Genomic DNA, 13394 nt, shown 5'->3' with positions numbered 1-13394 from the left:
CCATTTGTGAAAGCGAAACGCACATGACACTGACCGGAATGCTTCCCATCGGCGCCGCGGACATCGCGGCCACCGAGGGGACGATGAAGGCGCTCAACCCCGCCACCAACCGGGAGATCGAACCGGACTTCACGCTCGGCGGGCGGGCGGAGGTCGATCTGGCCGCCCGCCTCGCCGACGAGGCGTTCGACGCCTACAGCCACACGACGCTCGCGGCGCGCGCGGCGTTCCTGGAGCGCATCGCCGACAATCTCGACGCCGTGCGCGCGGAGTTGGCCGGGCGCGCCGCGCTGGAAACGGGGCTGCCCGCGGCGCAGCTGGAAGTCGAGGCCGCCAAGGCGGCGACCCAGTTCCGGCAATTCGCCGAGGTGGTGCGCCGCGGGCGCTTCCTGCAGGCGACCATCGATCCGGCCCAGCCCGAACGGCAGCCCCGCCCGCGCATGGACCACCGCATGCAGAAGATCGCGATCGGGCCGGTCGCCATCTTCGGCGCCAGCAACTTCCCGATCTCCTACTCCGTCGCTGGCGGCGACACCGCCTCGGCGCTGGCGGCGGGTTGCACCGTGGTGCTGAAGGCGCACAACGCCCACCCCGGCGCGTCGGAGATCATGGCCCGCGCCATCCGCAAGGTGGTCCAGGAGTGCGGACTGCCCCAGGGCGTGTTCTCGATGGTGCGCGGGGCGGGCAACGCGGTGGGCGAGGCGCTGGTCGATCATCCGCTGATCAAGGCCGTCACCTTCACCGGGTCGGAAGGCGGCGGCATGGCGCTGTACCGGCGCGCCCAGCGTCGGCCGGATCCGATCCCCGTCTTTACCGAGATGACCAGCGTCAACCCCACCTTCGTCCTGCCGCACGCCCTGTCGGTGCGCGGCGGCGCGATCGGCGACGGCTTCGCTGAACGGATGCTGGTCAACGTCGGGCAGGCGTGCCTGAAGCCCGCCATCCTCCTGGCGGTCGAGGGCCCGGGCTTCGACGCCCTGCGGGAAGGCCTGTCGGCGCGCATCGCGTCCGCCCCGGCGCGCACCATGCTGACGCCGGACATCCACGGCGCCTATCGGACCGGCCTGGAACGGCTGGAGGCGGGCGGCGCCGCGCGCATCACCGAGGGCGCCTCACCGTCGGCGGACCTCGATGGCCGCGCGGCGCTGTTCGAGGTCGACGGCACAGGCTTCCTGGCCGACTCCACCCTGTCGGAGGAGGTGTTCGGCCCGGCCGCCCTGCTCGTGAAGGTCCGCGACGAGGAGGAGTTGATCGCCGTCGCCAAGTCCTTCCGCGGTCAGCTTTCGGCGGCCATGCACATGGAGGACGCCGACGCCGCCCTGGCGCGGCGCCTGCTGCCCATCCTGGAGCGGCGCACCGGCCGCATCGTCGTGAACGCCTTCGCCCATCCCCAGGAGGTGTCCCACGCCTCGATCCACGGCGGCCCGTTCCCGGCGACCTCGGACAGCCGCTTCACCTCGGTCGGCATGAGCGCCATCGACCGGTTCCTGCGCCCGGTCTCCTACCAGGGCTTCCCGGACGCGCTGCTGCCGGAGGCGCTGCGCCAGGACAACCCGCTCGGCGTTCCAAGGATCGTCGACGGGGCGTGACCGTCGACGCCGGTGTGCTGCCGCATGGAGGTCATCGACCGCCGTGCGGCGCCCGCTGCTCGTACCAGGGCCGCGTCGCCTTGACGATGCGCACCACGGACAGCATCACCGGCACCTCGACCAGCACGCCGACCACGGTGGCGAGCGCCGCGCCCGATCCCAGGCCGAACAGGCTGATCGCCGCGGCGACGGCCAGCTCGAAGAAGTTCGACGCGCCGATCAGCGCCGCCGGGGCGGCCACGCACCAGGCCACGCCGAACCGGCGCGACAGCCAGTAGGCCAGCCCGGCGTTGGCGTAGACCTGGATGAGGATCGGCACCGCCAGCAGCAGGATGACCAGCGGCTGCCCCAGGATCGCCTCGCCCTGGAAGCCGAACAGCAGCACCAGTGTCGCGAGCAGCGCCACCAGCGAGACCGGCTGGAGCACGCCCAGCGTACTCGTCAACGCACCCTCGCCGCCCGTTGCCAGCAGGTGGCGGCGCCACAGCTGGGCCGCGGCCACGGGAATGACGATGTAGAGCACCACCGACAGCAGCAGCGTGTCCCACGGCACGGTGATGGAGGCGACGCCGAGCAGAAGCCCGACCAGCGGCGCGAAGGCGAAGACCATGATCAGGTCGTTCAGCGCCACTTGGCTCAGCGTGTAGTGCGGCTCCCCCTCGCACAGGTTCGACCAGACGAAGACCATCGCGGTGCAGGGTGCCGCGGCCAGCAGGACCAGGCCGGCGATGTATGACGGGATCTGGTCCGGTGGCAGCAGCGGCGCAAACAGGTGGCCGATGAACAGGCTGCCGAGCAGGGCCATGGAGAAGGGCTTGACCGCCCAGTTGATGAACAGCGTGACGCCGACGCCGCGCCAATGCTCCCGCACCCGGCCCAGGGCGGCGAGGTCGATCTTCAGCAGCATCGGCACGATCATCAGCCAGATCAGCACCGCGACCGGAAGGTTGACCTTGGCCAGCTCGGCCGCGGCGACGGCGCGGAAGAGGCCGGGGATCAGGTGGCCCAGCGCGATGCCCGCGACGATGCACAGCGCCACCCAGACGCTCAGGTAACGCTCGAAGGTGCCCATGGCCGGGCGGGCCGGCGGGGCTGCCCCTTCGTCTTCAAGAGGGGCGGCGGTCATGGCGCCGTGTCCTGGTCCTTGGCGATCCGCTCTCCCGCCGCGTCGACGACCGGCTCGCCGTCTTCCTTGGCGAAGGCGCCGCGCTGCCGGTCGGGCAGGATGTCGAGCACCGCTTCCGACGGGCGGCACAGGCGCACCCCCAGCGGAGTCACGACAATGGGCCGGTTGATCAGGATGGGGTGCGCCATCATGGCGTCGAGCAGCCGGTCATCGGTGAGCGACGGGTCGTCCAGGCCAAGCTCCGCATAGGGCGTGCCCTTCTCGCGCAGCACGGCGCGGACCGGCACGCCCATCCGGCGGATCAGGTCGGCCAACTGCTCGCGGCCGGGCGGCGTCTTCAGGTATTCCACGACCGTCGGCTCGACCCCGGCGTTGCGGATCAGCGCCAGCGTGTTGCGGGAGGTGCCGCAATCGGGGTTGTGGTAGATGGTGACCGCGGTCATCGGAGTTCTCCCTGGGGGCAATTCTGCATCGCGACCGCTCAGCCGCAGCAGGAGCCCTTAGCCGCTGGGGCCGCTGCTGAGGCGGCCGGGGCGACGGCGGCGAAGTCCGGCTTCGGGCCGCAGCAGGCGGTGACCGCGGCGGCATTGGCGCCCTTGATGAGGGCGCTGTCGCCGTAGGTCGTGTGCTCGCCGGTGGTCAGGAACGTCTCCCACGCGATGCCGGTCGGGTCGGCGATCCACGCCTTGGTGGATTGGGCGTAGCAGCAGGTGGTGGCGCCCTCGTCCAGGATCGGGCCTTCGGCCTGCTGCAGGCGGGCGTGGACCTCGGCCAGCTCGGCCTCGTCCTCCACCTGGATGCCGAGATGCTCGATGCCCGCCGCGGCGCCGCGCGCGCTGATGGCGAAGTTCACGCGCGGATCCTCCAGCATCCACTTGGCGTAATCGTCCTTGAGGACGGTCGGCTCGGCGGCGAACAGGGTCGAGTAGAAGCGTACGGACTGCTGGAGGTCAGCAACCGCGACGTGGACGTGCAGGCGCTTCATGGCTGTTTTCCTCGATGTTGGCGGCCTTGGTGTTGGCGGCCGGCAGGGCCGGAGCGCAGACCGGGCCGCAGGCGGCGTTGGCCGGAAGGCCGCAGCAGTTCTCGGACAGGAAGCCGAGGACCGCATTCATGCGGTCGTAATCGGCGGAGTAGATGAGCGAACGGCTCTCGCGCCGTTGCACGATCAACCCGGCGTTGGTCAGGTTGGACAGGTGGAAGGACAGAGTCGCCGGGGCGACGCCCAGCGCCTCCGCAATGGCGCCAGCGGAGCGCCCTTCGGGACCGGCCTGGACCAGCAGGCGGAACACGTCCAGCCGCGTCTCCTGCGACAGCGCGGTCAACGCGGCCAGGACCGCCTTCTTCTCCATCGGATCGCCCCCGTGACGAACGCGGCCTTTCGACCCCGTTCATTCTTCGATGATTTGACGATCATGGAATAGTCGAAATGAGTGTGCCTGTCAACCGCCGGCCGCCATGCCCATCGGCCCGCCCCGCCTTTTGCGCCGTGGCGGGCTGGCACCGGCAAAGCGACAATGGGGCTGGCAAGAGTGAGGACGACCGCCTTGACCACCCTCTTCCACGACGAATTGCACCAGGAATTCGGCACTTGGCCCGTCGCCTACATTCCCTACGGCGGTGCCGACTTCGGTGAGATCGCGGCGGTGGCGGAGGCCATCGGCGACGGCGACGATGGCGCCTACTACGACGCATGGACCGCGGCGGGCGACCGGCTGCGGAAAGAGGCCGACGCGGCGCTGGCCAGGGGGCGCACGGCCAGCGCCCGCGCCCTCTACCTGCGGGCGAGCGCCTTCTATGGCGCGTCTTTCCACCCGATCTACGGCGCGCCCGTCGACCCGCGCCTGATCGCCGCGTTCCACAAGGAAACCTTGGCGCTCGACAAGGGGTTGTCGCTCGGCCCCCACCCGGCCACCCCGCTCGCCATTCCGTTCAGCGGAACGTCCTTGCCCGGCTGGTTCATTCCGGCGGAGGGCTTCCCGACCAAGGTTCGCCCCCTGATCATTTTCACCAACGGCTACGACGGCACCATCACGGACATGTATTTCGCGTCCGCGGTGGCGGCCTCCCGGCGCGGCTACCACAGCCTTCTGTTCGACGGCCCCGGCCAGGGAGCGATGCTCTACGAACGCGGCGTTCCCCTGCGGCCGGATTGGGAGGTGGTGATCAAGGCGGTGGTGGACGTCGCCGAAACGCTGCCGCTCGTCGATCCGGCGCGCATCGCGCTCAACGGCTGGAGCCTCGGCGGGTATCTGGCCCCGCGCGGCGCGTCAGGCGAACCACGCATCGCGGCGCTGATCGCCGATCCCGGCACCTGGAGCATCGCGGACGGCTTTCGCGACGTGGCGGTGCGCATGTTCGGCGTTCCGCCGGACGCGGCAGCGGATCTCGGCGCCCTGGACCAAGCCGTCATCGGCCGGATGGACGAATTCATCAGAAGCCATCGCGCGCTGAACTGGAAGGTCGTGCAGCGCGGATTCTGGGTTCATGGCGTCAGCGACCTGCGCGCCTACCTCGCCTCGGCGGAGCTGTTCACCATGCGCGGGCGGGCGGATCGCATCGCCTGCCCCACCCTGATCACCCAGGCGGAGAACGATAGCCTTTCGGCCGGCGCGGGCGCGTTCTTCGACGCGCTCACCGGGCCGAAGACCTTGATGCGCTTCGCCGCCGCCGAGGGTGCCGGCGGGCATTGCGAGATGGGGAACCGCTCCCTGCTGAACCTCCGCGTCCTCGACTGGCTCGACGAGAAATTTGAGCGCGGACGCTAACGGCCGCGCGCCTCCTCCATGATCCAGTCGACGAAGGCACGGAGGTTGGCCCGCGCCGCGACCTGGGGCGGGTGCACCAGGTAATAGCCGAACCCCGCGGGGCAAGATTCCGCGAAGGGGCGCACCAGCCGCCCGGCCGCGAGGTCGTCGGCGACGATCAGGCTGCGCCCCAGCAGCACCCCGTGCCCGTCGACCGCGGCCTGGGTCGCCGTCACCGTGGCGGTGAAGCGCAGGCCGCGGGTGAGGTCGACGGCCTGCTCAAGCCCGACCCGTTGCAGCCACATCCGCCATGACGGGATCGGCCCTGCGTAGTTGATCGTCTCGTCGTGCAGCAGCGTCTGCTGCTTCAGGTCGGCCAGGCTGCGCAACGGCGTCGGCCCGGACAGAAGCCGCGGGCTGCACACCGGGAACAGCTCCTCCTCGAACAGCAGCACGCTGTCCAGGCCCGGATAGCGGCCGGGGCCATAGCGGATGACGATGTCGACCTCGTTCGCGGCGAAGTCCACCAGCCGCACGTCCGCGTCGATGCGCAGGTCGATGTCCGGATGGCGCGCCCGGAACCGCTCGATGCGCGGCATCAGCCATTTGGCCGCGAAGGATGGCGACATGCTGACCGTCAGGATGCCGCCCGCCGCAAGCCGCTTGGCCTGCGCCATGGCCGCCTCCATCAGGTCGAAGCTGCGCCGCAGGTCCGGCAGCATGATCTGCCCCGCCTCCGTCAGCAGCACGCGCCGGCCGCTTCGCCGGAACAGCGCGACGCCGAGGTAGTCCTCCAGCGTCCGCACTTGGTGGCTGATCGCCGCCGGGGTGACGCGCAGTTCCTCCGCCGCGCGGGCGAAGCTCAGGTGGCGGGCGGCGGCCTCGAAGGCGCGGAAGCCGCCGAGCGGAAGCAAAGGTCGTGACATCGACAAATCCACCTTGTCGATTCGATGAGGAAAGCTCGTTTGCCGTTCTACGCGTTCCGGCGCATTTTTCAACGGGAAAGCGGGGTGGTTCCAAGGCTTCGGCGGCAAGGTTCCGACGGTCCTGCGGCCCCCGCAAACGCAAGAACAGTTCATCGTTCTGTTCCAAATCGAGGATCCATCATGAGCACGCAGAAGGTTGCGCTGATTACCGGCGCGTCGCAGGGCATCGGGGCCGGTCTGGTGGCGGGCTTCCGCCAGCGCGGCTTCGCCGTCGTCGCCACGTCGCGCTCCATCCAGCCGAGCGGCGACCCGGGCGTCCTGGCCGTCGCCGGCGACATCGCCGACCCGGACACCGCCAAGCGCGTCGTCGCGGCGGCCCAGGAGCGCTTCGGCCGCATCGACACGCTGGTCAACAACGCCGGCATCTTCGTCGCCAAGCCCTTCACCGAATACACCGCGGCCGATTTCGCGGCGGTCATGGCTACCAACGTGGCCGGCTTCTTCCACGTCTCGCAGCTGGCCGCCGCGCAGATGCTGACCCAGGGCAGCGGGCACATCGTCAACATCACCACCACGCTGGTCGACCAGCCCCTGACCGGCGTGCCGGCGGCGCTCGCCTCCCTGTCGAAGGGCGGCCTGGACGCGGTGGTGCGGTCGCTCGCCATCGAATACGCCGGCAAGGGCATCCGCGTGAACGCCGTGGCGCCCGGCATCATCAAGACGCCGATGCACGCCCCGGAGACGCACGAGTTCCTGTCCTCCCTGCACCCGGTCGGCCACATGGGCTCGATCCAGGACATCGTGGACGCGGTCCTCTACCTCGACGCGGCGAGCTTCGTCACCGGCGAGACGCTGCATGTCGACGGCGGCCAGCACGCCGGTCGCTGGTAAAAAAGCCACGAACGGACAGGACAACGCCGATGCCCTACGTGAACATCCAGATCACCCGCGAGGGTGCGACCCCCGACCAGACCGCCGCGACGCCGGAGCAGAAGGCGGCCCTGATCAAGGGCGTCAGCGACCTGCTGTACGAGGTGCTGAACAAGCCCCCCGAAGTGACCTTCGTCGTGATCGACGAGGTTCCCCTGGAAAACTGGGGCCAGGGCGGCCTGCCGGTGGCCGAATACCGGCGCCGGCTGGCGGCTGGGGTCAAACCAGCGAGCCGCAGCGAAGGATAAAATCGCCCGCGCTGACGATGTCCCCGGCGAGCGCCGCCCGCGCCGCCGGGCCGTCACGGCGGCCCAGCGCGTCGAGCAGGTCCCCGTGGTGGTGCAGGGCCACCCGTTCCGACAGGCGCTTCGACTTGGACCGCAGGTCGAAGTTCAGCACCGGCCCGATCTGCAGCCACAGCCCCTCGATGATCTGCAACAGCGCCGGCATCGCCGCGGCCTCGTAGATGCGGAAGTGGAAGTCCTTGTTGATGCGGATCAGCGCCGCCGGGTCGGGATCGCCGGTGTTGTGCTCCGCCGTGAATTCCTCGTGCAGCGCGCCGATGCGCGCCAGCGCCTCGTCCGTGACGATGGCAGCGGCGGTCTCCACCGCGTGGCCTTCCAACATCAGGCGGATGGTCCGCACCTCCTCGAACCGTGCGCGGGTCATGATCGGCACGCGAACCGTGCGGTTCGGCAGCACCTCCAGCGCCTGCTCCGCGGCCAGCCGGGTGATGGCGTCGCGCACCGGCATCATGCTGGTGCCTAGCGCGGCGGCCAGCGTCCGGATGGTCAGCCGGTCGCCCGGCGACACCTGCCCGGCCATGATGAGGTTGCGCAGGTCGCGGTAGACCCGCGCGCCCATCGTCTCCCGGTCGACCTTGTCCAGGGCGCCGATCCCGGTCCCGCTCGCGCCGACTCCGCTTATGCCCATCGTCCTCGGCCTATGGTCCTTGGCCCATCGTCGTAACCCTTCGCCCGATTGCGCGGCTTGACGCCGCGGCGCCGGGCTGGAACTGTGATAACATATCGCGGCTGCACCGGACAAAGACAACCGGAAAAACGGCAGGAACCGCCCGTCCCTAGAAACGGGGCGGATTCAGGCTTCCAACGAGAAGCCGCACGGACTCCATGGGAGGAGACAGGTTCAATGACCACCACAACAGGCCCAAACACCACGGGACTCACGCGCCGCACCCTTCTGACATCCACCGCCGGCCTTGCCGTCGTCGGCACGCTCGGCGCCCCGGCCATCGTCCGGGCGCAATCCGACGTGATCCGCGTCGGGCACCTGACGCCGCGCACCGGCTTCCTCGGGCCACTGGGCGAATACGCCGTCATGGGCGTGACCCTGGCGGTGGAGGAGATCAACGCGGCCGGCGGCGTGCTGGGCCGCAAGGTCGAGTTGCTGGCCGAGGACAGCGTCAACCCGTCCACCGCCGCCACCAAGGCGGAGCGCATGATCGAGCGCGAGAAGGTCGCGGCGATCCTAGGCGAGATCAGCTCCGCCTCCGGCCTATCGATCGCGCAGGTGGCCGGCCGCAACAAGACGCTGTTCATCCAGACCGGCTGCAATTCGGATGAGCTGCGCGGGAAGTCCTGCAACCGCTACATGTTCCACATCGAGGGGTCCAACACCGCCTACGTCAAGGCGGTCGGGCAGGCCCTGCTGCGCGACGGCATGGTGAAGGGGAAAAAGTGGTTCGGCCTGACCGCCGACTACGCCTTCGGCCACGACCTGCTGCGCGTCACCAAGAAGTTCGCGGAGGACAATGGCGGCAGCTTCGTCGGCAGCGAACTGGTGCCGACCGACGCCAGCGACTTCAGCCCCTTCATCCTGAAGATCCGGCAGGCCAAGCCCGACCTCGTCGTCTCCAACCTCGCCGGCAACCAGATCACCAATTTCATCAAGCAGTACAACGAATACGGCCTACCCTTCCCCATCGCCGGCGGCGGCTTCGACACGGCCGCAGCTTGGGGCGCCGGGCCGGACGCCTTCACCGGCACCTGGCCGTGCATCTGGCACCACACCGTGCAGTCGCCCAGCGCGCAGGCCTTCACGCAGGCCTTCACCAAGCGCTGGGGCAAGCCGCCGGAAAACCAGGCCTGGGGCGACTACCTGTCGGCCAAGGTGCTGGCCCAGGCGATGGCCGAGACCAAATCGACCGAAAGCGACAAGATCATCGCCCACCTGGAATCCCAGGCCAAGTTCGACGTGCTGAAGGGCCGCGAGGGTTATTTCCGCAACTGGGACCACCAGCTGATCGCGGAGATGTACACCATCACGCCCAAGCCGAAGGCCGAGCAGAAGGACAAGTGGGACATGCTGCTGCTCGGCACCGCGGTTCCCGGCCCGAACGAAGACCTGGAAACCATCCAGCCCACGAAGCAGGAGAACGCCTGCACCTTCAGCTGAGCTACCTGAAACCCTCTCCCGCCCCCGGCTCTCAGCGAATGCCAAGGCATTCGCCTGGCGCCGTCAGCGCAAGCTTCGCTTGCGCGAGAGGCGGGAGAGGGAAACTCAAGGCCCGTTGCTGAGAGGTGCCCGTGGAACTGCTGTTCATTCTGGAGCAGGTGCTGAACGGTCTCGTCGTCAGCGCTTACTACCTGCTCATCGCGCTTGGCCTGTCGCTGATCTTCAGCCTGGGCGGCGTCGTCAACCTCGCCCATGGCGCCTTCTACGCGCTGGGCGCCTATTTCGCGATCGAGCTGGAGCAGCGGCTGGGCTTCGGTGGCGCTTTCGTCCTGTCGCCGCTGCTGGTGGCCGCCATCGGCATCGTGATCGAGCGCACCATGCTGCGCCGCTTCTACCGCACCGACCCGATCTACAGCCTGCTGCTGACCTTCGGCCTCGCCATGGTGCTGGAGCAGGCGATCCGCATCATTTGGGGCGCCGCCCCCCTGCCCTTCCCGATGCCCGGCTTCATCAAGGGGCAGGTCTTCGTCGGCGACTTCATCTACTCCAAATACCGGCTGGCCATGCTGGCGGTCGCCGCGGCGGCGGTCGGCGGGACGTGGCTGCTGCTGAACAAGACATCGTTCGGGCGGGTGGTGAAGGCCGGGGTGCAGAACCCGGACATGGTCGCGGTGCTGGGCATCTCGCTGGCGCCGGTCATGACGGCGGTGGTGGCGCTGGGCATCGGGCTGGCGGCGCTGGCCGGCGTGCTGCTGGCGCCCATCGCCGGGGTGCACCCGGCCATGGGGACGGAGATCATCACCGCCGCCTTTGTCGTCGTCGTCATCGGCGGGCTGGGCAGCTTCTGGGGCGTGGTGATCGCCGCCGTGCTGGTCGGCATCGTACGCGGCCTTGCGGTCTACTTCATGCCGCCGGCCGCCGAGGCGTCGATGTACCTGCTGATGCTGACCGTCCTGCTGCTGCGCCCGCGCGGCCTGCTGGGCGAGCGCATCCAGCGCTTCGAGTGAGGACCGGCCGATGGTCGCCAAGAAACTCGCCCGCGAGGGCTCCCACCCAATGCCCGGCGGGCGCACGGCGCCGGGCGCCGGTGCCGCCGGCCCGCTGCAACGTCCGGTTCCCGACGCTGCGCAACGGCAATTCCCCTGGCCGCTGGTTATCGCCACGGCCGGCATCCTGGCCCTGCCCTTCCTGTTCGAGGGGATCGGGCTGACCATCACCTCGGCGACGGACTGCCTGATCTTTGCCATCGCGGCGCTGGGGCTGAACCTGCTGGTCGGCTACACCGGGCTGGTGTCCTTCGGGCACGGCGCGTGGCTGGGCATCGGCGCCTACGCGGCGGCGCTGATCCAGCTGAACTGGGCGCCGAAGGGGCTTCTGCTGCCGGTGCTCGGGACCGTCGTCCTGGTCACGGCGATGGCGGTCGTGCTGGGATTCCTGTTCCTGCGGCGGCGCGGAGTCTATTTCTCCCTGCTGACGCTGGCCTTCACCGCGATGACCTACGCCGTCGCCTTCCGCTGGACCGCGCTGACCGGCGGTGAAAGCGGCCTCGGCGGCATCGAGCGGCCGGTGATCCTGGGCCTGGACCTCAACAACCGCGTGGCCTTCTACACGCTGGTCGGCGTGCTGGCCTTCTGCGTGACGGCTTTGCTCTGGACGCTGATCCGCTCCCCCCTCGGCCGCACGCTGGTGGCGATCCGCGAGAACGAGCAGCGGTCGGCCTTTGTCGGCTACGCCACGCGCCGGTACAAGCTGGTAGCCTTCGTCATCTCCTCGGCCATCACCGGCTTCGCCGGCGCGCTGTTCGTGCTGCACCACCGCTTCGCCTCAGCCGACCCGACCAGCGTGTCCTTCTCCGGCGAACTGCTGGCGATGGTCGTCATCGGCGGCATGCGGACCTTCCTGGGGCCGGCGCTGGGCGTGGTGTTCTACGTGCTGTTCCGCGAGTTCCTGTCGATGTGGACGGAGAACTGGCTGCTCTATTTCGGCCTGCTGTTCGTCGGCTTCATCCTGTTCTCCCCCACCGGGCTGGTCGGCATCGGGTGGCGCCTGCTGGGCCTCGTGCGGAAGGAAGCGACTGAAGAGGCGGCGATGGCCAACCGCGTTTCCGCCCGCTCCGCCGCACCCACCGCCGTGCCGCCCTTCCTGGCCGCGGCGGCGGCCGGCGCCGGAACGGAACTCGCCTGCAATGGCATCGCCAAGAATTTCGGCGGCATCCAGGCGGTCGGCGGCGTGACCTTCACGGTGCGCAACCGCAGCCTGCACGCGCTGATCGGGCCGAACGGGGCCGGCAAGACCACGGTGTTCAACCTGATCTCCGGCATGTTTCCGCCGAATCAGGGCACGGTGCAGCTGAACGGCCGGACCATCGCCGGTCTCGACCCCGCACGCATCTGCCAGGCGGGGCTCGCTCGCTCCTTCCAGATCACCAACCTGTTCCCGGATCTCAGCGTGGAGGAGAACATCCGCCTGTCGGCGCAGGCCCGGCACGCCTCGCGCTTCAACGCGTGGCGCAGCGCCGACCGCTTCGCCGACATTAACGCGGAGACGCGCGCGGTCATCGACTTCATGGGTCTGACCGGGACGGAGCGGGCGCTGGCCGGCAGCCTGTCTTACGGCGGGCAGCGGCTGGTCGACATGGGCATCGCGCTGGCCTCCAAGCCGTCGATCCTGCTGCTGGACGAACCGCTGGCCGGCCTCGCCGCGGCGGAGCGGGAGCGCATCTCCGCCCTGATCCAGCGCATCGCCGGCCACATCCCCGTGCTGATCGTGGAGCACGACATCGACCGCGTCTTCGGCTTCGCCGACGCCGTCACCGTCATGAACCAGGGCCGCGTGCTGGTCGACGGCACGGTGGAGGACGCGCGCAGCGACCCCCGCGTGCAGGAGGTCTACATCGGCTCCGGAACCTCGGCCATCGCGGCGCGCCCGCGCGAGACTGCCGCCACGCCGGAGGTGGTGCTGTCGCTCGACAAGCTGAACGTCCTCTACGGCAAGAGCCACATCATCAACGACGTGTCCATGGACGTGCACAAGGGGGAGATCGTCGCCCTGCTTGGCCGCAACGGGGCGGGCAAATCGACGCTGCTGAAGGGCATCATCGGCACGGCCCCGCCGGCCAGCGGCTCGCTGCGCTACGAGGGGCGCGACCTCGCCGGGCTCAGCGCGCCGCAGATCGCCCGGCTCGGCATCGGCTACGTCCCACAGGGGCGCGGGCTGTTCGCCGGCATGACGGTGGCGGAGAACCTGATGCTCGGCCGCCTGAAACGGCGCACCGGGGCCGGTGTCCATTGGGATGAGGAACGCATCTTCGACTTCTTCCCCCGCCTGCGGGAGCGGCTGAACACCCCCGCCGATTATCTGTCGGGCGGCGAGCAGCAGATGGTCGCCGTCGCCCGCGCGCTGCACGGCGACGTGCGGGTGCTTCTGCTCGACGAGCCGTTCGAAGGCCTGTCCCCCGCCGTGACGGAGGAGCTGTTCACCGTCTTCGACCGGCTGCGCCGGGAAATTTCCATCATCATCGTCGATCACAACCTCGACCTTGTCCTGGCCCTGTCCGACCGCACCTACGCGCTGGAGCGTGGCCGCGTCGTCCACAGCGGGCCGAGCCGCCCGCTGCTGGAGGACTTCGACCTGCGGCGGAAGGTTCTGTGGCTGTGACGCG

13 protein-coding genes are annotated in these 13394 nt (G+C 69.4%); 7 read left to right on the top strand and 6 right to left on the bottom strand.

The features are described from left to right. The first annotated feature begins 23 nt into the window (after positions 1-23). The gene (locus M2351_RS28520) at positions 24-1589 is read left to right on the top strand and encodes an aldehyde dehydrogenase (NADP(+)) (RefSeq protein WP_264659412.1); all 1566 of its coding nucleotides are present in this window, start codon (positions 24-26) and stop codon (positions 1587-1589) included. Between the two features lie 31 nt (positions 1590-1620). On the opposite strand, the gene arsB is transcribed toward M2351_RS28520, so the two are convergent. The 4 genes from arsB to M2351_RS28500 are packed head-to-tail and all read right to left on the bottom strand — an operon-like array spanning position 1621 to position 4067. Continuing rightward, positions 1621-2661 (bottom strand): ACR3 family arsenite efflux transporter, encoded by a 1041-nt coding sequence (arsB, locus tag M2351_RS28515; RefSeq protein ID WP_264660367.1) that lies wholly within the window; start codon positions 2659-2661, stop codon positions 1621-1623. 50 nt (positions 2662-2711) lie between these two features. Then, entirely contained in the window at positions 2712-3158 is a 447-nt protein-coding gene (gene arsC, locus M2351_RS28510; protein ID WP_264659411.1) for an arsenate reductase (glutaredoxin), read from the bottom strand. A 38-nt stretch (positions 3159-3196) separates the two neighbouring features. Then, the gene (locus M2351_RS28505) at positions 3197-3700 is read right to left on the bottom strand and encodes an ArsI/CadI family heavy metal resistance metalloenzyme (RefSeq protein ID WP_264659410.1); all 504 of its coding nucleotides are present in this window, start codon (positions 3698-3700) and stop codon (positions 3197-3199) included. Next, entirely contained in the window at positions 3666-4067 is a 402-nt protein-coding gene (locus tag M2351_RS28500; RefSeq protein WP_264659409.1) for an ArsR/SmtB family transcription factor, read from the bottom strand. Before M2351_RS28500 ends, M2351_RS28505 begins: the two co-directional genes overlap by 35 nt. A 195-nt stretch (positions 4068-4262) precedes the next feature. On the opposite strand from M2351_RS28500, the gene M2351_RS28495 reads away from it, so the two are divergent. After that, positions 4263-5483 (top strand): alpha/beta hydrolase family protein, encoded by a 1221-nt coding sequence (locus tag M2351_RS28495; protein WP_264659408.1) that lies wholly within the window; start codon positions 4263-4265, stop codon positions 5481-5483. On the opposite strand, the gene gcvA is transcribed toward M2351_RS28495, so the two are convergent. Further along, positions 5480-6388, bottom strand: coding sequence for a transcriptional regulator GcvA (gene gcvA, locus M2351_RS28490; protein ID WP_264659407.1), 909 nt, complete (start codon positions 6386-6388; stop codon positions 5480-5482). The two genes, M2351_RS28495 and gcvA, sit on opposite strands and share 4 nt — an antisense overlap. Before the next feature lie 180 nt (positions 6389-6568). Here gcvA and M2351_RS28485 point away from each other — a divergent pair, with 180 nt between their 5' ends. After that, positions 6569-7279: an SDR family NAD(P)-dependent oxidoreductase gene (locus M2351_RS28485; RefSeq protein ID WP_264659406.1), complete on the top strand. Its 711-nt coding sequence runs from the start codon at positions 6569-6571 to the stop codon at positions 7277-7279. 29 nt (positions 7280-7308) lie between these two features. After that, complete coding sequence (locus M2351_RS28480) at positions 7309-7566, top strand: tautomerase family protein (RefSeq protein WP_264659405.1); 258 nt, start codon at positions 7309-7311, stop codon at positions 7564-7566. On the opposite strand, the gene M2351_RS28475 is transcribed toward M2351_RS28480, so the two are convergent. Beyond that, positions 7538-8251: a GntR family transcriptional regulator gene (locus M2351_RS28475; RefSeq protein WP_264659404.1), complete on the bottom strand. Its 714-nt coding sequence runs from the start codon at positions 8249-8251 to the stop codon at positions 7538-7540. The two genes, M2351_RS28480 and M2351_RS28475, sit on opposite strands and share 29 nt — an antisense overlap. A 216-nt stretch (positions 8252-8467) precedes the next feature. Here M2351_RS28475 and M2351_RS28470 point away from each other — a divergent pair, with 216 nt between their 5' ends. The 3 genes from M2351_RS28470 (at position 8468) to M2351_RS28460 (ending at position 13390) form a co-directional block, all read left to right on the top strand. Continuing rightward, on the top strand, positions 8468-9733 hold the full coding sequence (locus tag M2351_RS28470; protein WP_264659403.1) for an ABC transporter substrate-binding protein: 1266 nt from the start codon (positions 8468-8470) through the stop codon (positions 9731-9733). A gap of 131 nt (positions 9734-9864) precedes the next feature. Continuing rightward, a complete protein-coding gene (locus tag M2351_RS28465; protein WP_264659402.1) occupies positions 9865-10740 on the top strand; it encodes a branched-chain amino acid ABC transporter permease in 876 nt (291 codons plus the stop codon). Between the two features lie 10 nt (positions 10741-10750). Beyond that, the gene (locus tag M2351_RS28460) at positions 10751-13390 is read left to right on the top strand and encodes a branched-chain amino acid ABC transporter ATP-binding protein/permease (protein WP_264659401.1); all 2640 of its coding nucleotides are present in this window, start codon (positions 10751-10753) and stop codon (positions 13388-13390) included. The last annotated feature ends 4 nt before the right edge of the window (positions 13391-13394 follow it).

The organism is Azospirillum canadense (genome assembly GCF_025961225.1).
Taxonomy (GTDB): Bacteria; Pseudomonadota; Alphaproteobacteria; order Azospirillales; family Azospirillaceae; genus Azospirillum; species Azospirillum canadense.
The sequence above is the reverse complement of the archived record's forward strand: the minus strand, read 5'-3'. Positions and strand labels throughout refer to the sequence as shown.